We start from the raw sequence: 20,126 nt of genomic DNA, 5'->3' as shown, positions 1-20,126 counted from the left end.
AGATCGGGGATCGGGGGTGTCGTGAGCGGGCGTTCGCCGCCGAGTGTTTACGTGAACATCACCGCTGTCAACGAACGGCTGCAACTTTTCAGCAACCGGAGGCAGCGTGCGGATCGCGCCGGCAGGCGGCCGGCGTCCTAGCGGTGGCGGCGGACGATGACCAGCGCCACGTCGTCCTCGCGGGCCCCGAAGGCCGCGATCAGCCGGTCGGCGGCCTCGTTCACGTCGCCGCTGATCGCGGAGGCGGCCTGGCGGGCGATCTCCAGGCTGTCGTCGAGGTATTTGTCGCGGTCCTCCACCAGCCCGTCGGTGAACATCAGCACCGCCCCGCCCGGCGGCACCACCACCCGGTCGATCCTGTAGACCTCTTCGGCCACGCCGAGCAGCAGGTTGCCGAACTTGTCGTGGTAGCGGGCCGCGCCGTCGTCCTCGCCCTCGCCGTCCAGCAGCAGCGGCGGGATGTGGCCCGCGTTGGCGATCTGCGCCTCCCCGGTGGCCGGGTCGAGCAGCATCAGGCACACGGTCGCGGTCATCCGCCGGTGGTAGCGGCGCAGCACGTCGTTGAGCAGCGCAAGCGACTGGTCCAGTTCGATCTTGCCGATGAGCGAGGCGCGCAGCGCGTGCCGCAGCTCCGCCATCACGGTGGCGGCCAGCAGCGAGTGCCCCTGCACGTCGCCCACCGCGAACAGCACCTTTCCGTCCAGCTCCAGCACCTCGTAGAAGTCGCCGCCCACCTCGACGTTGTCCACCGCCGGCTGGTAGCGCCAGGCGATGTCCAGCCCCGCCACCTGCGGCACGCGCGACGGCAGCAGGCTGCGCTGCAGCGTCAGGGCGATGGCGTGCTCCTCGGCGTAGGCGCGCAGCGCCTCCACCGCCAGCGCGACCGCCTGGCCGAGCTGGCGCAGCATGCTCTCCTCGTCCTCGTCCAGCGGCGGGTCGGGCTCCACGCCGATCAGGACGGGCGGCCGGTCGCGCTTGGTGCGCGACATGACGGCCACGATGTCGCGCCGCGCCGGGGTGCCGGGCGCGACCTTCGACCAGTAGGCGTACGGGATGGTCAGCAGCTCCGTGCCGGGCTGCTGGCCGAGCGCCTGCTCGCCCAGCGTCTCCAGGGCGGCGGGCGGCGCGGTCCTGGTGACGGCGGTGGCGGCCGGCGGCCCGGCGGTCAGCCTGCGCGTACGCCCGTCCGGCGTGAGCGCCACCACCCCGGCGTGCCGGTCGAGGATGCGGCAGGTGCCCGAGGCGGCGATGGACAGCAGCTCGTCGAACGTCTGCGCGGCGTTCATCTCCAGCGTGAGATCGGTGAGCGCGCGCAGCCGCCCGGCCAGCCGCTCGGCCCGCTGCCGCGCCCGGTGGTAGCGCAGCGCCGCCTTCACGGTGGCGACGAACTCGTCCGGCTCGATCGGCTCCGCCAGATAGCCGTCGGCGCCCCGGTGCAGGCCGAGCGCCCGGTCGGCGGCGGAGATGGCGGCGCCGGAGATCTGGATGACGGGGATGGACGCGGTCGCCGGGTCGCTCTTGATGCGCTCGCACACCTCGTACCCGGAGATGTCGGGCAGGCGGACGTCCAGCACGACCAGGTCGGGCGACATCTCGCCGATGCGCTGCAACGCCTCCAGACCGCCGGACGCCTCCACCACCGCGTACCCGGCCCTGCGCAGCCAGCTCGACAGGATGTACAGCTTGGCGGGGGTGTCGTCGACGACGAGGACCGTCGCCGTGAACGGCACGGTGTCAGGCATGGCCGCCTGCCATCGCCTGGCGGATCGCGCCGAGCAGCATGTCCCTGCGCAGCCCCTGCTTGCCGAGCACCGCGGCGGCCCCCTCGGGATGGCGGTTCGCGACGGCCAGCGTGATCACGATCACCGGGACGTCGCGCAGCCGCTCGTCGTCGCCCATGCGCTGCAGCACGGCCGCGCCGTCCAGGCCCGGCATCAGCAGGTCGAGCAGCGCCAGGTCGGGCGGGGCCGTCGTCATCGCGGCCAGCGCCGCGGCGCCGTCGGGGGCCTCGTCGATGTGCCCGGCGAACCCGGTCAGCATGCGCCGCACCCCCGCACGGAAGTTCTCGTCGTCGTCGGCGATCAGCACCCGCCCCACCACGGGCACGTCCTCCGGCTCGTACGGCAGCCGCAGCACCGCCGTGGTGCCCGCGCCGGGCTCGCTGGTGAGGGTGAGCGTGCCGCCCATCGCCTCCGCCAGGCGCCGCGCGTACGGCAGGCCGAGCCCGGTGCCCTTGACCCGGGTCTGCTCGGGCCCCGGCACCTGGTAGAACTCCTCGAAGACGCGATCGAGGTGCTCGGCCGGGATGCCGATGCCGGTGTCGGTCACGGTGAAGACCGCCTCGCTGGCCGCCACGTCGTGCGAGATCTCCAGCAGCACCTCGCCCTCCTGGGTGAACTTCAGGCTGTTGGCCAGCAGGTTGCGCAGGATCTTGGTCAGCATCGCCTCGTCGGCCACCATGGTGAACGGCGGCGGCGGGATGCGCACGCTCAGCGTCACCCGCTCGCTGCCCTTCGCCGGCCACATCGTCATGCGCAGCCGCTCGGCCAGCGCGACCAGATCGACCGTGGTGTCCTGCGGATCGAGGCGGCCCGACTCGGCCTTGCCGATGTCGAGCAGCTCGCTGACCAGCGTCAGCAGCGTCTCGGCCGAGGAGCCGATCAGCTCGACCTGGCGGGCCTGCTCGGCGCCCAGCGGCTCGCCGCCCGGCCCGGTCAGCAGCCGCACCAGGCCGATGATCGAGTTGAGCGGGGTGCGCAGCTCGTGGCTGACCGTCGCCCAGAAGCGGTTCTTGGCGTCGCTGGCCTGCCGCAGTTGCGTCGACTTCTCGTCCAGCTCGGCGTAGAGGGCGACGACGCCCCGGTTGGTCTCCTCCAGCTCGGCCGACAACTGGTTGTACAGCGCCATGACGCCCTGGTTGGTCTCCTCCAGTTCGGCGTTGAGCTGGCGGACCTCCTCCAGAGTGGTGGCCAGCTCGTGGTTCTGCTGGCGCAGCTCGTCCATGGCGCTGGCCGGCGCCATGGCCGCGACCTTGGCGCGCAGCCGCGCGATCGACAGCGTGCCCGAGCCGCGCGGCAGCCGCTTGCGCAGCACCAGCCGGCCGGGACGGGCGCGGTCGACGACGTCCATGAGCCGGGCGGCCAGCGTGACGCCCTCGGTGCCGGAAGCGTCGGTCGCCTCGGGGAAGCTCAGCTCGACCACCAGCTCGCCGGCGTCGAGGGAGAACGTGACGAGCATGCCGGCGCCGCGCTCCATCGCGATCTCCCTGCCCAGTTCGCTGAGCGCGGTCGCCACCCTGATCTGGTCCTGCTCCGACATCTCCAGCGCGGCGGCGACCTCGCGGCCCAGCCGGCGCATGGCGTAGACGTCCTGGTCGTCGTCGACCCGGATGGTGGTCAGCCGGTCGCCGCTCACGGCGCGGCCCGCACGGCCAGCACGGTCGCGTCGTCCCTGCGGGTGCCGGCGTCCCTGAGCAGGGTGGCGGCCACGACCACGGGGGTGTGCGCGGACAGGCCGGGGAGCTTGCTGATGTCCCAGCGCTCGGTCAGCCCGTCGGAGTGCAGGACGAGCAGACTGTGCGGGGGGACGGCGTAGTCGTACTCGCGCAGCCTGTCGCGCTGGTGGCCGGCGATGCCCGGCAGGGAGATCATGCCCTGGCGGCCGTCGGCGTGCACGATCCAGCCCGAGACGTTGCCGAGCCCGGCGTAGCGGATCACGCCGGCCGCCCGGTCGAGGCGGGCGACGGACACCGCGCCGCCCCTGGTGCCGCGCAGCGCGTCGTGGATGCGCTCGAGCAGCTGCACCGCGGGCAGGTCGTAATGGTCCTGGAAGACCCGCACCGCCTGGCGGGAGGCGGCGGCCGCGGGCTCGCCGTGGCCAAGGCCGTCGCACAGCATGGCGATCACCGTGTTCCCCGACTCGACGTAGGCGAAGGCGTCGCCGCAGACGGCCTCCTCGCCGATCGGCCGGGCCAGCCCGCTCGCGAGCGAGACGGGGGGCGTGGTGCCCGTGGCGGTGAAGCACATGCCGACCACGGTGCCGCGCCCCAGGACGGTGTAGACGTCGTGGGCCGAGGCCATCCGTGCGATGCCGCCCATGCCGAGGCCGAGCGTCCCCGTGGTGGAGTAGCCGTCGCGCGCCGCGCGCGACAGGTCGTGGATGCCGGGACCCTTGTCGATGGCGATCACCTCGACGGCGGCGTCCGTCTCCGGGTGCGACCGGATCAGCATCACGCCTTCCGCGGCGTGCTTGACCAGGTTGGAGGCCGCCTCGCTGACGGCGACGGCGACCCTGCCGCGGTCGTGCTCGTCGAAACCGCACGACTCGGCCAGCGTCATCGCGGTCCTGCGGGCCGCTCCGATGGCGCTGGCGTCCTCCACGCGGACCCAGGACTCGTCCCGGGAGCGGATCATCTGGCCCACTTGACCACCGTCACCCGCGTGCCCTCGCCCACTTCGGAGTGCAGGTCGAACTCGTCGACCAGCCGTCGCGAGCCGCTCAGGCCCAGGCCGAGCCCGCCGCCGGTGCTCCACCCGTCGGTGAGCGCCTGGTCCAGGTCGGAGATGCCAGGGCCCTCGTCGGTGAAGGTCAGGCGCAGGCCGTCACGCAGGCCGTTGCTGACCACCTCGATGAGCACGCGCCCGCCACCGGCGTACGTGAGCGCGTTGCGGGCGAGCTCACTGGCCGCGGTCACCAGCTTGGTCTGGTCCACCAGCGACAGCCCCACCTGCTGCGCGCTGGTGCGGACCTGCTGGCGCACGATGACCACGTCGCTGTTGCCCGCGATGGCGAGCTCAATGGGTGAGGTCACTCCGGCACCGCGGCATCGCCGGTCTCGTCGCGTTCCTTGAGCATGGCCACGCCCTTTTCGAGGTTGAGAGCGGTACGCACGCCGCCGAGCGAGAGCCCCAGCTCGACGAGCGTGATGGCGACCGCGGGGCGCATCCCCACGACGACGGTCTCGGCGTCGAGCATCCGGGAGATGGAGGCGATGGTCGCGAGCATGCGGCCGATGAAGGAGTCGACGATCTCCACGGCGGTGATGTCGATGATCACGCCGCGGGCCCGGTTGTTCACGATCGCGTCCGCCAGGTCCTCCTGCAGCATGAGGACGCTCTGGTCCTGCAGGTCGATCTGGATGGAGACGATCAGCAGGTCACCGAGCTTGAGAACGGGGACACGTTCCATCAGGCCTGCTCCAGCCCCACGACGATCTGCTTGTCGGCCGACCGCCTGAACTGCACGCCGCTGCGCCGCAGCGTGTACGCCAGCGCGTCGGCCAGCGTCGCCTTGGTGACGATGTCGCCGAACTCGATGCCGAGCGTGACGATCGTGTGGGCGATCTGCGGGCGGATGCCGGAGATGACGCACTCGGCGCCCATCAGCCGCGCGGCGACGACGGTCTTGAGCAGGTGCTGGGCGACCTGGGTGTCGACCGCGGGCACGCCGGTGATGTCGATGACGGCGTGCTCGGAGCCGGTCTCGACCAGCCCCTGCAGCAGCTTCTCCATGACGACCTGCGTACGGGCGGAGTCGAGCGTGCCGACCAGCGGCACCGCGAGGATGCCGTCCCAGAGCTTGACCACCGGCGTGGACAGCTCCAGCAGCTGCTCGGCCTGGTCGGAGATGATCCGCTCACGGGCGGTGACGAACGTCTCGAACGTGAACAGCCCGAGGTCGTCGATGAGGCGCGACAGCCAGATGTAACCGCGCAGCCCGGCGAAGTCCTCCTCGTTCTCCAGCAGCGCGTAGACGGCCTCCTTGAGGCTGAAGACGACGGTGGCCGTCTCCGACGGGGTGAAGCCCTCCCTGGCCTGCGCCCTGGACAGGTCGGCGAGCAGGCCGCGCAGGTCGCTGGTGTCGGCGCCCTCGCCGAGCGACTGCCGCAGGGCCTGGTAGATGTCGCGCAGGCGACCGGCCAGCACACCACGGTCGGCGCGGCCTCCGACGGTGGCGAGCGCGAGGTCGGTCCAGCGTTTGAGGATCGTCTCGTCCTGCTCACGCAGGAGCTGTTCTATCCGGAGCCGGCCGGCGTCGGCGTATGCGGTCAAAGTGCGCTCCCCATAGTGGGCGATTTGCGGTGAATTGCAACGAAGGGTATCGGGCTTTCCACGCTGGAACTATCGCTTCCGCTCCCCGCGCGAGGAGGGCGTCACCCCAGGGCCGCGATGGCGTCCGCGGTGGTGTCGTGGAAGGAGAGCAGCCGGTTGAGCCCCATGATCTTGAAGACGTGGGCGATGTCGGGGGCCAGCCCGGCCAGCGCCGCCCGCGCGCCCGCCTCCCGCGCCCGCTGATGCGCGGTGACCAGGATCGAGACGCCGGTGGAGTCGCAGAACGTGAGCGCCGACAGATCGACCACCAGCGCGTCACCTGGTGCGAGCGTCACGTCGTCGAGCGCCGCCTGCAGACGCGAGGAGGTGTGGTGGTCGAGGTCTCCTGACACGACCAGGACATGGATGCGAGCAGAATGCGGCTGGTAAGTGACGGTCAGACCGTGGTCGTGCTGCACCAAGGCTCCTGAAGGGAGGGGCGGGACGGACGAGGCGGACGCCGTGGCGAAACGTGCGGGCGCCTTGGCCGAGGGGTGCGCTCAGTTTACGCACCGTGGCGGATCGATCGCCGGTGGCCTGAGGTGCGGGGCCGGTCGACGCGGCCCCGCATGGAGGAATTGCTCTATTCTACGTACGGCCGTAGCACCGAGGCCGCGCACCGGATCCGCTGGCCGCGGTCGGCGACCCCACGACCACCCAGCTGGCGGCGAGCCCCACGCTCGCCGCAGAGGAAAGGGTCCGCATGGCACCCGAGGACGACGGCGGGCCCGCGCCCGCGGGCGGCACGGCGATCTTCTCCGCCGACGACGAGGTCGGCCGCGACCTGGCCGCCGTCGACTGGGCCGCGACCCCGCTCGGCCCGCCGCAGGACTGGCCGCAGAGCCTGCGCACGGCGGTCAGCATCCTGCTGTCGTCCCGCTTCTCCATGTGGATGGCGTGGGGGCCGGAGCTGACGTTCTTCTGCAACGCCGCCTACCGCCGCGACACTCTGGGCCACAAATATCCGTGGGCGCTCGGCCGGCCCGCCGCCGAGGTGTGGGCCGAGATCTGGGGCGACATCGGCCCCCGCATCGACGCCGTGCTGCGCACCGGGCAGGCCACCTGGGACGAGGCGCTGCTGCTCTTCCTGGAGCGGGCCGGCTACCCCGAGGAGACGTACCACACGTTCTCCTACAGCCCGCTGCGCGACGACGGCGGCGCGGTCGTCGGCATGCTCTGTGTGGTCAGCGAGGAGACCGAGCGGGTCACCGGCGAGCGGCGCATGGCGACACTGCGCGACCTCGGCTCCGACCCCAGCGTCGTGCGCACCGAGCAGGAGATGCTGGCCTTCGCGGGGCGGCAGTTCGGCCACAACCCGCGCGACCTGCCGTTCACGCTGACATACCTGTTCGACGAGGACGGCCGCGCGCGGCTGGCCGCGTCGACCGGCATCGCGGCAGGCCACCCCGCGGCCCCCGCCGACGCGGCAGGAGTGTGGCCGGCCGAGGAGCTGGCTGCGGGCGAGGCCACGCTGGTCGAGCTGGACGGCGACCCGTTCCGCGACCTGCCCTGCGGCGCCTGGACGGAGCCGCCCACGCGGGCGCTGGCCGTGCCGCTGCTGCGGCAGGGCAGCGCGCCGTACGGGTTCCTGGTGGTCGCGCTCAACCGCTACCGGCCGCTGAACGAGCGCTACAGCGGCTTCATCGAGCTGGCCGCCGGCCACGTCGCGGCCGGCATCTCCTCGGCCCGCAGCTACGAGGCCCAGCAGCGGCGGGCCGAGGAGCTGGCCGAGCTCGACCGCGCCAAGACCGTCTTCTTCTCCAACATCAGCCACGAGTTCCGCACCCCGCTCACGCTGATCATGGGGCCGGTGAGCGAGCTGCGCGCCGCACTCGCCGACGCCGAGCCTCAGGTGCTGCAGGACCTCGAAGTCATCTACCGCAACGGGCTGCGCCTCGGCAAGCTCGTCAACACGCTGCTCGACTTCTCCCGCATCGAGGCCGGCCGCATGCAGGCCCGCTACGAGCCGGTCGACCTGGCGGTCGTCACCGCCGAGCTGGCCAGCGTCTTCCGCTCCGCCGTCGACAAGGCCGGCCTGGTCTTCCGCGTGCACTGCCCGCCGCTGCCCGAGCCGGTCTGCGTCGATCGCGAGATGTGGGAGAAGGTCGTCTTCAACCTGCTCAGCAACGCGCTGAAGTTCACCTTCGACGGCTCCATCACCGTCGCCGTCACCGCGCGCGACGGGCAGGCCGAGGTGACGGTCTCCGACACCGGCATCGGCATCGCCGCCGACGAGCTGCCCCGCCTGTTCGAGCGCTTCCACCGCATCGAGAGCGCCCGTTCGCGCTCCAACGAGGGCAGCGGCATCGGTCTCGCGCTCGTCCAGGAGCTGGTGGCGCTGCACGGCGGCACCATCACCGCGGCCAGCGCCGAGGGGGAGGGCACCACCTTCACCATCCGGCTGCCGTTCGGCGCGGCGCACCTGCCCGCCGGCAGCGTCGTGCCCGCCCGCTCGGGCGAGCCGGTCCCCGCGCTCGGGAACGCGTACGTGCAGGAGGTCATGCGCTGGCTGCCCGAGGACGATCCCGGCGGCGAGCTGCCCGCCGACGCCCGCACCGCGGCGCCCGGCGACGGCGCGCCGCCCCGGGTGCTGGTCGCCGACGACAACGGCGACATGCGCGAATACCTCGTCAGGCTGCTCAGGGGCGCCGGTTACCAGGTCAGCGCCGTCGGCGACGGCCTGCGCGCCCTGGACGCCGTCCGCGCCGACGCGCCCGACCTCGTGGTCAGCGACGTCATGATGCCGCACCTCGACGGGCTCGCCCTGGTCGCGGCGCTGCGCTCCGACCCCCGTACGGCCGGGGTGCCGGTGCTGCTGCTGTCGGCGCGCGCCGGGCAGGAGGCCGCCATCGAGGGGCTGTCGGCGGGCGCCGACGACTACCTCGTCAAGCCGTTCTCCGCGGCCGAGCTGCTGGCGCGGGCCAGGGCCAACGTGGAGCTGGCGCGGATGCGCAACCACCACACCCGCTGGCGCAACGCCATGATCGACTCGTTGCAGGAGGCGTTCTTCGTCACTGACGAGGACGGCGCGGTCATCGAGATCAACGCGGCGTTCACCGACATCCTCGGCTACGGGACCGACGGCCTGCCGTACGCGCCGCTGCACCCGTGGTGGCCGGACCAGGACACCGACCCGCAGGGCCACGCGCTGGTCGCCGAGCTGTTCGGCCGGCTCGTCGGGGAGGGCAGGGGGAGCGGCGTCATCCCGGCCGTCCACCGCGACGGCCACCTGGTCTGGATCGCGGTCACCTTCAACAAGGTCACCGATCCCGACACCCGTCGCCGCCGGGTCGTCGGCACGCTCCGCGACGTCACCGCCGAGCACTACCTGGTGCAGCGCGAGAGCGCGCTGGCCGCGCTCAGCATGCGCGCCTCCCAGGCCGACAATCTGGCCGGCGCCCTCTCCGCCGGCCTCGCCGCCCTCCAGGAGGTCTGGCGCGCCCGCCAGGTCCTCGCCGCCCTCTGGACGGACGCGGAGGCACCACTCGCTCCCGGGGAGGGGCCGCCCGTTCTCGTTCGTGTTCCGGACGGCCAGGACTGGGACGAGCTGCCCGAGCAGCTTCAGGGGGCGCTGAGCGGGCTGCGTGAGCAGCCGCCGCTGCGGCCGGTCGCCTCCGAGACCGATGGTGCCGGCATCACACTCGAACATCCCGAAGGGCTGCTGGCCGTGTGGGTGGATCTGGGGCAGAACCGGCCCTTCTCCACCGAGGACCAGACGCTGCTCGCCCTGCTGGCCGGGCACCTCGGGCAGTTGCTGCACCGCGTGCACCAGCTCGACCAGCAACGCGAGGCCGCGGTGGCGTTGCAGCGGGCCATTCTCGGCCCGTCCACGCTCCCCGACGGTTTCGCGGTCCGCTACGAGCCGGCCGGCCGGCCCCTGGAGGTCGGCGGCGACTGGTACGACATCGTGCCGCTGGCCGGCGCCCGCATCAGCATCGTCGTCGGCGACTGTGTCGGCCGCGGGCTCGCCGCCGCCGCCGTCATGGGCCAGCTGCGCAGCGCCTGCCGCGCCCTGCTGCTGCAGAACTCCAGCCCCGCCCAGGTGTTCACCACCCTCGACAGGTTCGCCGCGCTCATCCCCGGCGCCAAATGCACCACCGTCTTCTGCGGGGTGCTCGACACCGCCACCGGAGACCTCGTCTACGCCAGCGCCGGCCACCCGCCCGGCATCCTGGCCCGCGCCGACGGCGGCACCACGCTGCTGAAGGGCGGCCGCTCCACGCCGCTCGCCGTCCGGCCGGCCCGGCCCCGTTCCGAGGCGACGTGCACGATGCCACCCCGCTCGACGCTGCTGCTCTACACCGACGGGCTGGTCGAGCGGCGCCGCGAGCCGCTGACGGCGGGCATCGACCAGGCCAGCGCCGCCGTCCAGGACGGACGGTCCACCCCGATCGAGGACCTCGCCACCGACGTCATGGCCAGGCTCGCCCCCGACGGCGGCTACAGCGACGACGTCGCCCTGCTCCTCTACCGGCAGCCCGCGCCGCTGGAGGTCGCCTTCCCCGCCGAGTCCAGCCAGCTCGCCCCCGTACGCTCGGCGCTGCGCACCTGGCTGAGCCGCTGCCAGGTCACCTCGGCGCAGGCGCAGAGCATCCTGGTCGCGGCCGGCGAGGCGTGCGCCAACGCGATCGAGCACGGACACCGCGACAGCCCGGGGGAGACGATCCGGCTGCGGGCGGTGGCGACCGGCGACGACGTCCGCCTCACCGTGGCCGACACCGGCCGGTGGAAGGCGCCGCAGCCGGAGGCCAACCCCCACCGCGGCCGTGGCGTCGCCCTCATGCGCGCCCTCATGCAGGAGGTCACCATCCAGCCCGGCGCCGCCGGCACCATCGTCGACATGCATGCGAGGATCGCCCGATGACCGCACCCCTGAACCTGGTCACTTCAGAGCTGCCCGACGGCACCCCGGTGCTCGCCGTCACCGGCGAGGTGGACATGAGCAACGCCGCCACCCTGGACGACGCGCTCACCAGGACGTCGGGCGCCAGCGTGCTGGTGGACCTAAGCGCGGTCGAGTACCTCGACAGCGCGGGACTGACCGTGCTGTTCTCCCATGCCGGGCGGATCAGGGTGGTCGCCAACCCGCTGCTGGAGCCCGTCCTGGAGATCTCGGGCCTCGTGGACGTCACCACCGTCACCAGGAGCGAGGACGACGGCTGACCCCCTGGGGGCGGCAGGCACGGAGAAGGGCCGGACCCGAGCGGGGTCCGGCCCTTGTTCAGCTCATGTGAGCTGCCGCTGCACGCTTAGAGGGTGGCCCTGGCGGAGGCCTTCCACGTGTTGCAGGCGGCGGGGGAGCCGCTGTTGTAGCCGCGCGTCATCCAGGTCGCCTGGGTGGGGCCCCTGCCGTGGTCGTTCTGCGGCCAGCCCTTGGCGCCGTTCTTCCTGAACCAGTCCACGGTGTAGTCCCACTCGCGGTCGGTGAAGTCCGGCTGGCCCTGCAGGGTGGACATGAACACCGCGGAGAAGCACTCGGCCTGCAGCTCGGAGCGGCGCGAGAGCGCCAGCTGCTGCGACTTGCTCGCCCTGGCGCGGGCCGTCCAGTAGTAGCTCCAGATCTTGGAGATCTGCTGCACGTGGTGGCCGTACTCGTGGGCGACGAGCCGCGTGATGCCCAGCGGGAACGGCTGGCGCAGCTGCGTCTTGCTGATCCACATGTACATCGTGCGGTCGGCGGAGCAGTAGACCGCCTCGGCGCCGGTGTTCCACTTGCCGCAGGGCGTGTTCACCTTACGGGTGACGATGCGCAGCCGCGGCTTGGAGAAGGGCAGCTTCGCCTTGCGGAACTGGCGGGACCACGCGTTGTTCAGGCAGGTGGTCACGCGCGTCAGGAACCGCTTGTACGCGGCCGTGCTGCCACGGGGCAGCGAGCCCGGCCTGCAGTTCACGTCGACGAAGCGCCCGGACCGGTAGATCCGGTTGGCGGTCGCAAGCGACTTGTTGGCGAGCGCGGCGCTGCTCTGCGCGGCGCTGTTCACGGCCGCCGGAGCCGGGACCGCCTGCGCCGGAGCCGGCAGTGCCTGCCGGCTCACCGCGGAGGTGGAGGCCGAGGCGGAGCCGGCCATGACGAACACTTGCGAGGACGCGGCCACGGTGAGGGCCACGCCCGCGGCCGCGATGGCCGCGAGTCTGGAATGAGGAAGGTTGTTCATATGTGCCGAAACAGTAGGTCAAGGTATGGCATATTGGGGCCATTTTGAAAAAATTCGTACAAAGAGGCTCACGGTACGTAGGCGACGGGAGGGTTTAGGGTGCTGCCGCATGGGAATGGATGACTGGCTGACCGACACCCGCGACTCCTACGACACCGTCGCCGAGAGCTACGCCGCGTACGTCCGTGACGCCGTCCCCCAGCGCCCGTATCTGCGCCTCCCGCTGGAGCTCTTCGCCGAGAGCGTGCGCGCGGCGGGCGGCGGCCCGGTGGCGGACGTCGGCTGCGGCTCCGGCCACGTCACCGCCCACCTCGACCACCTGGGCGTGAGCGCGTACGGCATCGACCTGTCGCCCGCGATGATCGACCTGGCCCGCCGCGAGCACCCCGGGCTGCGCTTCGAGGTCGGCTCGATGACCGAGTTCGACGCCGAGCCCGGCTCCCTGGGTGGCGTCATCGCCTGGCAGTCCCTGATCCACCTGCCCGACGCCGAGGTCCCCGGCGTGCTCGGCCGCTTCCACCGCGCGCTGCGTCCGGGCGCGCCGTTGCATCTGCTGTTCCACGTGGGCGGCGACGTACGGCTCAAGACGCAGGGGTACGGGGGGCACCCGATGAAGGTCCGCGTGCACCGCCGCGACGCCGGGCAGGTGGCCGGCTGGGTGCGTGCGGCCGGGTTCGAGATCGAGGCCCAGCTGCTGCTGGAGCCGGACGGTGAGCGGCCGCAGGCGTTCGTCTTCGCTCGCAGGCCGGGCTGAGGGCCCGCCGGGGGTAACGCCTGCGTTACCTCGAAGAGGGTCGCCTTCGTGATCGCGCCGGGCGGGGGCCTCCCCTGAGATGGAGGCATGTCTTCTTCGTCTTCGCACGCAGGCGTCGCCGGGCGGCCTGTCGTCGTCCGCGCGGTCGATCTGACGCGCACGTTCGGTCACCGCGGCTCGCTGGTGACGGCTCTTGACCGGGTCTCCGTCGGGTTCGAGGCGGGCCGGTTCACCTCGATCATGGGGCCGTCGGGATCGGGGAAGTCCACGCTGCTGCACTGCCTGGCGGGGCTGGAACGGCCGACGTCGGGGTCGGTGCTGATCGGGGAGACCGACCTGGCACGGCTGCCGGACGGCAGGCTGACGACGCTGCGGCGGGACCGGCTGGGGTTCGTCTTCCAGGCGTTCAACCTCATCCCGACGTTCACTGCGGAGGAGAACATCACGCTGAGCGAGCGGATCGGCGGCCCCCGCGTCGATCGGCAGTGGATGGCGCGGCTGGTGCGGGTGCTGGGGCTGGGCGAGCGGCTGGGGCACCGCCCGAGCGAGCTGTCCGGCGGCCAGCAGCAGCGGGTCGCGATCGCCCGGGCGCTGGCGCACCGCCCGGCCGTGGTGTTCGCCGACGAGCCCACCGGCAACCTGGACTCCCACACGGGCGGCGAGGTGCTGAGCTTCCTACGGCTCGCGGTCGAGCAGCTCGGGCAGACGGTGGTGATGGTGACGCACGATCCAGCGGCCGCCGCGGCCACGCACCGCGTGGTGTTCCTCCGAGACGGACGCGTCGTGGACGAGATGGACGACCCGTCGCCCGAGAACGTGCTGCGCCGCCTCGCCCAGGGACGGACGGCCGCATGATCACCCTGGCCTGGCGGAGCCTGGCGGGCCGCAAGACGGCGATCCTGGCGGCGCTGCTCTCGGTCGCGACAGGAGCCGCGCTCGTCACGGCGACCCTCCTGATCGCCCACGCCCAGGACCGGCAGGGGCCGGCGAGCGTGACGAGCTGGCGCTTCACGGCGGTGGACGCGGTGGTGAAGCCACCGCCGAGCGTCCGGCTGACGAGCGGGCTCACGCTCGACCTGCCCGCGCCGCCCCGGCTGACCGAGCGGCAGATCGACGCCGTCCGCGACGCCCCGGGGGTGACCTCGGCCGCCCTGGAGACCCCGTTCCCCGCCTACCTCGTCGCGCGGGACGGCACGGTGGTCGGTGACGCGTTCACCCGCTCGTGGGGGCATCCCTGGTCCACCGCGGTCGCGGACGGCGCCGCACTGACCGACGGGCACGCACCCAGGAGAGCCGGCGACGTGGTCATCGACGGGTCCGTGGCGGCGGCAGCCGGCGCCGGCGTGGGCGACGAGGTGCGGATCCGGCTCGCGAACGGGACGGAGACGTACACCGTCAGCGGCGTCGCGCGACGCGCGGGCGAGCAGTTCGAGCACGCGCTGTTCTTCGCCCCGGATACGGCCGCCAGGCTCGGCGGCGCGCCCGTGCTGGCGCTGGTGTCCACGACGGACGTCGCGGCGCTGCGCGACGCCGTCCCCGGCCTGCTGGTGGTGACCGGCGCGGCGCGGGCCGGCAGCCTGCAGCTGGACCTGCGTCAGGCCGAGCTCGCGGGCGGCTCGAGCGGGTTCCTGACGGTCATCGCGTCGCTGGCGCTGACGCTCGCCGTGTTCGTCATCTCCAGCACCTTGACCGTCTCCATCGGGCGACGGCGCAGGGAGCTGGCGATGCTGCGCGTCGTCGGCACCCGGCCCCGGCTGATCCGCCGGATGATCGTCTGGGAGGCGGTCCTCATCGGCGCCCTCGGTGGCGTCGCCGGCACGGTCGCGGGCGTCGCCCTGGCCGAGCTGGCGCGGCGGTTCTTCGTCGGTCAGGGGCTCATGGCCCGGGGCTCGGCGGTGGGCGCGGAGCCGGTGGCGTTGCTCGCCGGATTCGGCGCGGCGGTGCTCTCGGCGCTGGTGGCGGCGTGGCTCCCGGCCCGCCGCGCCACGCGCGTCGCGCCGCTCGACGCGCTGCGCGAGTCCGAGGTCCCCGCCCGTCAGCCGGGGCGCGCACGCGCGGTGTCCGGCGGGGTGCTGGCGGCGGCGGCCCTGGCCTGCCTGGCCGGAGCGTTCGCCCTGGGCGGCCCAGTGCCGACGCTCGGCGGCACGATCGCGATGCTGCTCGTGGTGACGGCGTTCCCGCTGCTCGCCGGGGCCGCCGCGCTGCTCGGCCCGCACCTGTTGCGCGGCGCGCTGGCCCCGGCCGGTCCGCTCCTGCGCCGCTGGTCCGGCGGATTCCTCGCCGATCGGGCGATCCGCTCCGACCTGCGCCGGGCGGCGGGCGTGTCGGTTCCGCTGACGCTGCTGGTCGCGGTCGGCTCCGTGCTGCTGCTCCAGGACGGCGCGAACGCGCAGGCGCGCTTCAGGGTGTACGCCGAGCAGGTCACGGCGGACGCGGTCGTGGCCGGAGGCGTCCAGCTCGGCGTGCCGTTGAGCGCCGCCGGCGCCGTCGCACGCACACTCGGGGTCGCGGCGGCGTCGGCGAGTGTCTCCGCGCGCCTCGTCATCGACGACCCGCCCACCTCCCGCTCCAACGGCACCGTGATCGGCGTCGACCCCGCCGGTTTCCGTGCGGTGCTGTCCTACGAGGTCGTCTCCGGGAGCTGGGCGGAGTTCGGCGCGGGCGGCATCGGCGTGTCGCACCTCGTGGCCGAGGACAAGGGCTGGCGGATCGGTGACAGGGTCAGGTTCCTGTACCCGGACGGGACGCCGGGCACGGCGGTGGTGCGCACGACGTACCGCGACCCGATGGGGGTGAGCGACCTGATCATGCCGCTGCCGGCGCTCGTGCCGCACCTCCTGGAGCCCTTCGCGACCGCCGTGTACGTCACGTTCGCCCCCGAAGCCGGCCACGCCGCGACCCTGGCCGCGATCAACGAGCAGCTGGCCGTGGTCGCCCCCGGCGTGCACGCGACGGACCGGGACGCGCATCTGGCGCAGGTGGCCGCGCAGGCCGGCGAGGACGAGTGGATCATCCTCATGGTGGTGGCGATCCTGGGCGGCTACGCGGGCGCCTCCGCCGTCAACGTGCTGATCGGCTCCACCCTGTCCAGGCGGCGCGAGTTCGCCCTGCTCAGGCTGGCGGGAGCACGACGGTCGCGGATCGCGGGCGCGCTCATGGTCGAGTGCCTGCTGGTCGCCACCACCGCTGTCGTCACGGGCGCGGTCATCGCCGCGGCGACCATGACCGCGTACGGATACCTGCTCACCGGTACGATCTGGTTGCCTGTCACGGGCGCGACCTTCTTCGTGATCGTCGCGTGCGCCTACCTGGCCGCCGCGATCGGCACGCTCGCTCCCGCTCACACCGCCATGAAGGTGGCCGCGCTGGAGGCGGTGCGCTGAGATGATGCTCCGGGAAACGGCAGGCGAGCACGCGAGGACGGGAGCCGTGGCAGGGACGGCCTGGACACCGGTCGACGGCCCGGGGGCCGCGCTCCGCCGGCATCCGGTGCGGTTGCTGGTGACGTCCTGGCCGTGGAGGTCGCTGGCCTACCTCGCCACCACGCCTCTGGTCGCGTTCTCGTGGCTGGTGACGTGCTGGCCGCTGCTCGTTCTCGCCGGGCTGCCGCTCGGGCACGTCGAACGCCGGCGGTTGCGGTGGATCGACCGGCGCGCCACGCCCACCCCGCACGCGCCCGCCACGGCACGGGGGCTCGCCGGATGGGCTCGCCTGCGCGCCGGCGAGCGATCGACCTGGACGGAGCTGCTGCACGGCGCCCTGCTGCTGCCGCTGTCGCTGCTCGACCTCGCGCTCGCGTCGGTCGCCCTGCTCATGCCGGTCATGATGGTCGGCTCCGGCGCCGCCCTGCTCGTTCTGCTCGTCCTGGGCGTCGATCCCGGCGCGGTGACCACGGTGCCCGACCTGCCGGCCTCGGCGGGGGCGCAGCTCGGGGTCGCGTGCCTGGGGGTCGTCTGGTTCGCCGCCGGCCTGTACGCCGTGACCCTCGCCGCGGAAGGCCGGCGCCGCCTGTGCAGGATGCTCGTCAGCGAACCCTCGCAACCCCTGCGGGCGCGCCTCGACGAGGTGACGCGGTCACGCGCCCGCATCACCTCGGCCTTCGACGAGGAGCGGCGGCGCATCGAGCGCGACCTGCACGACGGGGCGCAGCAGCGCCTCACCTCCCTGGTCATGACGCTGGGAACCATGAAGTACGAGCTGCGCCGCGGCCACGACATCGGCCCGCTGGTCGACCAGGCGAGCGCCGACGCGCGGCGGGCCGTCGACGAGCTGCGCGACATCGTGCACGGCATCTACCCGTCGGCGCTGCGCGAGCACGACCTCGCCGAAGCGTTCGACGACCTCCTCTCCCGTGCCCAGCGCGCCGGCCTGACCACCGGCGTCGACCTCGCCATCCCGCCGGACCTGCCGACGGACGTCGAGGTCGGGCTGTACTTCGCCGTCAGCGAGCTGGTCACCAACGTCACCAGGCACAGCGGAGCCACCACCGTGACGCTGCACGCGGCCCCGACACCGCGGCGGACCCTGGTCGTCACCGTCGAGGACGACGGGCACGGCGGCGCCGCACCGGGAAGGGGCACCGGGCTGGTCGGCGTCATCGACCGCATCGAGACGCTCGGCGGCCGTGTCGCGGTCTCCAGCCCCGAGGGCGGGCCCACCCGGGTGAGCGTAGAGGTTCCGTGCGCGTCGTCATAGCCGAGGACTCCGTCCTGCTCCGCGAAGGGCTCGCCCGCCTTCTCGACGCGGCGGGTCATGACGTCGTGGCCGCCGTCGGGGATGCCGGCGCGCTCGTGGCCGCCGTCCGCGCCTACACCCCTGACCTGTCCATCGTCGACGTCCGGATGCCCCCGACCCACACCGACGAGGGCATCAAAGCCGCCCATCTGCTGCGCGAGGAGAACCCCGCCGCCCGCATCCTCGTCCTGTCGCAGATCGTCTCGGGCCGCGCCGCCGCCGGCCTGCTCACCACCGGCGAAGGCGGGCTCGGCTACCTGCTGAAGGACCGCGTCGGCGACGTCGAGGAGTTTCTGGCCGCCATCGAGACCGTCGCCGCCGGCGGCGAGGTCATCGACCCCCACGTCGTCCGCAAGCTGCTCAGCCGGCGATCACGCGTCGACGAGCTCACCCCGCGCGAGACCGACGTGCTCGCCCTCATGGCCGAGGGCAAGACCAACACCGCCATCGCCGAAGCGCTCGTCGTCAGCGAGGCCGCGGTCGCCAAGCACATCAACCGCATCTTCGCCAAGCTGGACCTGGGCACCGACGACTCCGTGCACAAGCGCGTCCAAGCCGTCCTCACCTACCTCCGGCGCTAGTGGATTTTACTCAAGGCGATATATCGCGCGTTCTGTGGGTAGCGGAGAGTTCACGCACACTCATGGAGGAAAGCGATATGGGTTGGAGCTACCGGAAGTCCAAGAAGTTCGGCCCGTTCCGGCTGAACCTGTCCCGCCGCGGTGTGGGGCACAGCTGGGGCAACCGGCTGTTCCGCGTCACCCGTTCGGCGGACGGACGCCGTACGTTGTCGATCAACCTGCCCGGCGGCCTGCACTGGCGCAAGACCATCGGCAGCAGCCGCTGACACGTCGTGAAGGGGCGGGCTCCGGCCCGCCCTTCACCGTGTCCGCCTTTACCCGGCCCGCCGTTTCACCACTCCCTCTGCGGGAAGTCGGCGGCGGGGAGGTGACCGCCATGGGGAAGCACGGATACGAGGGCGACGACGACGGGCGCGTACGCGGAGGCGCACCGCACCTGACCGGCGGCGGGCACCCGGGGACGCCCATGCAGGACGACGGGCCGACCTACGGGGTGGGCGCCGGCGGGCGGCCGCTGTGGAACGAGCGTGACCGCGACAGCGAGCGCATCCACGCGCTGCTGCGCCGGGCGGGCTGCGCCGGTTTCATCGTCTCGGCCGGGGACGCCGGGCTGTTCCTGGTGACGTGTACGGACCCCTACCCGGTGGCGACCGGCCGCATCGTGGCCTGCGTGCAGGCGCTGACCAGGGCCGGAATGGCGGTGGCGCCGCTCGTGGGCGACTCGCGCACCTTGCAGGTCAGAGTGACGACCTGAGCGTCAGGCGTCGGATGGTCAGGCGCCGGATGAGCGCCAGCGGCGCAGGATGGCCTCGTCGTCGCGGTCGCCGTGCCAGGACGCCTTCTCGTCGATCGCGTGCGGCAGCCACTCCTGATAGTCGGGCGCCTCGGGGGTGATGTCACGGGTGCCGTCGACGTGGGTGCCGTCGGGCAGCACGGTGGCGGCGGGGACGCGGAGGACGCCGCCGGCCAGCAGAATCGCGGTCATGTGCTTCATCCCCTCCGTGTGATACCGCGTGTGATGGCGCGCACTTCGATCACCACAGTCTCGTACCCCAGCATAGCGGCCGGATGCGCCGCCGCCGGGAGCCGTTCGTTCAGCCGATGCCGTACCGCCTGGCGAACCAGGTGTAGACCTGCTGGGCGGTGTGCTCGTCGTCGAAGAGCTGGATCAGCCGCCGCGCCCGCCGCACCAGCACGCACGCGAACGCCTCGGCGTACAGCTCGGTGACCGTCTCCCGGTACGGCGGCGCCAGGTAGCGGGCGCTCCTGGCGTGCAGGTGCAGCCAGAACGGGCTCTGCGACGGCATGCCGTCCATGTCGTCGGTGGCGTGCCCCAGCTCGTGCGCCGCCACGCTCGCCGACGGCGACGGCACGCTGCCGACTCCGATGGCGCGCCGCGCCGGGTCGTAGACGCCGGCGCTGCGGTCCCACCAGCCCTGCTGGACGGGCAGCGAGGTGCCGCGCAGGTGCTCGAACCCCGGTAAGTCCGGCACCGAGCCGGGCCCCACGACGATGCCGCCGTGGAGGTGGCCGGCCAGCCGGGTGCCGAGGACGCGCGGCACCGCCGAGAAGGTCATGATCGCGAGCAGGGTCTCGGCCGGCGGGAACGCGCCAGGGTCCCACGCCCTGCGCACCCGGTCCTCGAGCGCGCCGACATGAAGCCAACCCGGCCGTCCCCTGCTCTGGCTGGCCACTCACGTTCCCTGGTCATCGCTCTTGCACCGGCGCAGGGCGGGCCGGCGGGGGAGCGCCCCGCCGGCACACCCGGCATTTGATCAAGAACCTTATCCATACGCGAGCCGCGCCGCATCTC

19 protein-coding genes are annotated in these 20,126 nt (G+C 72.8%); 9 read left to right on the top strand and 10 right to left on the bottom strand.

Going from position 1 to position 20,126, the window contains the following annotated elements; genetic code table 11:
• Positions 1-137: 137 nt before the first annotated feature.
• The 7 genes from ABZW11_RS38565 to ABZW11_RS38535 all read right to left on the bottom strand — a co-directional run bounded on the left by ABZW11_RS38565 (position 138) and on the right by ABZW11_RS38535 (position 6,508).
• Positions 138-1,742 (bottom strand): fused response regulator/phosphatase, encoded by a 1,605-nt coding sequence (locus ABZW11_RS38565; protein WP_355428771.1) that lies wholly within the window; start codon positions 1,740-1,742, stop codon positions 138-140.
• On the bottom strand, positions 1,735-3,414 hold the full coding sequence (locus tag ABZW11_RS38560; protein WP_355428769.1) for an ATP-binding protein: 1,680 nt from the start codon (positions 3,412-3,414) through the stop codon (positions 1,735-1,737). Before ABZW11_RS38560 ends, ABZW11_RS38565 begins: the two co-directional genes overlap by 8 nt.
• A complete protein-coding gene (locus ABZW11_RS38555; protein WP_355428766.1) occupies positions 3,411-4,412 on the bottom strand; it encodes a SpoIIE family protein phosphatase in 1,002 nt (333 codons plus the stop codon). The genes ABZW11_RS38560 and ABZW11_RS38555 overlap by 4 nt, the downstream gene beginning before the upstream one ends.
• Positions 4,409-4,810, bottom strand: a complete 402-nt coding sequence (locus tag ABZW11_RS38550) for an anti-sigma regulatory factor (protein ID WP_355428763.1) — start codon at positions 4,808-4,810, stop codon at positions 4,409-4,411. Before ABZW11_RS38550 ends, ABZW11_RS38555 begins: the two co-directional genes overlap by 4 nt.
• Entirely contained in the window at positions 4,807-5,187 is a 381-nt protein-coding gene (locus ABZW11_RS38545; protein WP_355428760.1) for an STAS domain-containing protein, read from the bottom strand. The genes ABZW11_RS38550 and ABZW11_RS38545 overlap by 4 nt, the downstream gene beginning before the upstream one ends.
• The gene (locus ABZW11_RS38540; protein ID WP_355428757.1) at positions 5,187-6,050 is read right to left on the bottom strand and encodes an STAS domain-containing protein; all 864 of its coding nucleotides are present in this window, start codon (positions 6,048-6,050) and stop codon (positions 5,187-5,189) included. The genes ABZW11_RS38545 and ABZW11_RS38540 overlap by 1 nt, the downstream gene beginning before the upstream one ends.
• Before the next feature lie 101 nt (positions 6,051-6,151).
• On the bottom strand, positions 6,152-6,508 hold the full coding sequence (locus ABZW11_RS38535; protein ID WP_355428754.1) for an STAS domain-containing protein: 357 nt from the start codon (positions 6,506-6,508) through the stop codon (positions 6,152-6,154).
• 284 nt (positions 6,509-6,792) lie between these two features.
• On the opposite strand from ABZW11_RS38535, the gene ABZW11_RS38530 reads away from it, so the two are divergent.
• On the top strand, positions 6,793-10,953 hold the full coding sequence (locus ABZW11_RS38530) for a SpoIIE family protein phosphatase (protein ID WP_355428751.1): 4,161 nt from the start codon (positions 6,793-6,795) through the stop codon (positions 10,951-10,953).
• A complete protein-coding gene (locus ABZW11_RS38525) occupies positions 10,950-11,252 on the top strand; it encodes an STAS domain-containing protein (protein WP_355428748.1) in 303 nt (100 codons plus the stop codon). The genes ABZW11_RS38530 and ABZW11_RS38525 overlap by 4 nt, the downstream gene beginning before the upstream one ends.
• A gap of 86 nt (positions 11,253-11,338) precedes the next feature.
• On the opposite strand, the gene ABZW11_RS38520 is transcribed toward ABZW11_RS38525, so the two are convergent.
• On the bottom strand, positions 11,339-12,244 hold the full coding sequence (locus ABZW11_RS38520) for a neutral zinc metallopeptidase (RefSeq protein WP_355428746.1): 906 nt from the start codon (positions 12,242-12,244) through the stop codon (positions 11,339-11,341).
• Between the two features lie 109 nt (positions 12,245-12,353).
• Between ABZW11_RS38520 and ABZW11_RS38515 the strand changes: the two genes are divergently transcribed.
• The 7 genes from ABZW11_RS38515 to ABZW11_RS38485 all read left to right on the top strand — a co-directional run bounded on the left by ABZW11_RS38515 (position 12,354) and on the right by ABZW11_RS38485 (position 19,067).
• A complete protein-coding gene (locus tag ABZW11_RS38515; protein ID WP_355428743.1) occupies positions 12,354-12,998 on the top strand; it encodes a class I SAM-dependent methyltransferase in 645 nt (214 codons plus the stop codon).
• An 87-nt stretch (positions 12,999-13,085) separates the two neighbouring features.
• Positions 13,086-13,853 carry an ABC transporter ATP-binding protein gene (locus tag ABZW11_RS38510; protein ID WP_355428741.1) on the top strand — a complete coding sequence of 256 codons (768 nt, stop codon included), beginning with the start codon at positions 13,086-13,088 and terminating at the stop codon, positions 13,851-13,853.
• Entirely contained in the window at positions 13,850-16,381 is a 2,532-nt protein-coding gene (locus tag ABZW11_RS38505) for an ABC transporter permease (RefSeq protein ID WP_355428738.1), read from the top strand. The genes ABZW11_RS38510 and ABZW11_RS38505 overlap by 4 nt, the downstream gene beginning before the upstream one ends.
• Positions 16,382-16,427: 46 nt before the next feature.
• Entirely contained in the window at positions 16,428-17,693 is a 1,266-nt protein-coding gene (locus ABZW11_RS38500; protein ID WP_355428735.1) for a sensor domain-containing protein, read from the top strand.
• Positions 17,678-18,313 carry a response regulator transcription factor gene (locus ABZW11_RS38495; RefSeq protein WP_355428732.1) on the top strand — a complete coding sequence of 212 codons (636 nt, stop codon included), beginning with the start codon at positions 17,678-17,680 and terminating at the stop codon, positions 18,311-18,313. Before ABZW11_RS38500 ends, ABZW11_RS38495 begins: the two co-directional genes overlap by 16 nt.
• A gap of 77 nt (positions 18,314-18,390) precedes the next feature.
• Positions 18,391-18,579 carry a DUF4236 domain-containing protein gene (locus ABZW11_RS38490; protein WP_345405966.1) on the top strand — a complete coding sequence of 63 codons (189 nt, stop codon included), beginning with the start codon at positions 18,391-18,393 and terminating at the stop codon, positions 18,577-18,579.
• Between the two features lie 110 nt (positions 18,580-18,689).
• Positions 18,690-19,067, top strand: a complete 378-nt coding sequence (locus tag ABZW11_RS38485; RefSeq protein ID WP_355428729.1) for a hypothetical protein — start codon at positions 18,690-18,692, stop codon at positions 19,065-19,067.
• Positions 19,068-19,085: 18 nt separating this feature from the next.
• Here ABZW11_RS38485 and ABZW11_RS38480 read toward each other — a convergent pair whose 3' ends face one another.
• Positions 19,086-19,298, bottom strand: coding sequence for a hypothetical protein (locus ABZW11_RS38480; protein ID WP_355428726.1), 213 nt, complete (start codon positions 19,296-19,298; stop codon positions 19,086-19,088).
• 109 nt (positions 19,299-19,407) lie between these two features.
• Entirely contained in the window at positions 19,408-20,007 is a 600-nt protein-coding gene (locus ABZW11_RS38475; RefSeq protein WP_355428723.1) for a hypothetical protein, read from the bottom strand.
• Positions 20,008-20,126: the final 119 nt, after the last annotated feature.

Origin of the sequence: Nonomuraea sp. NPDC004580 (genome assembly GCF_040609855.1) — a bacterium.
GTDB lineage: Bacteria > Actinomycetota > Actinomycetes > Streptosporangiales > Streptosporangiaceae > Nonomuraea > Nonomuraea salmonea.
The sequence above is the reverse complement of the archived record's forward strand: the minus strand, read 5'-3'. Positions and strand labels throughout refer to the sequence as shown.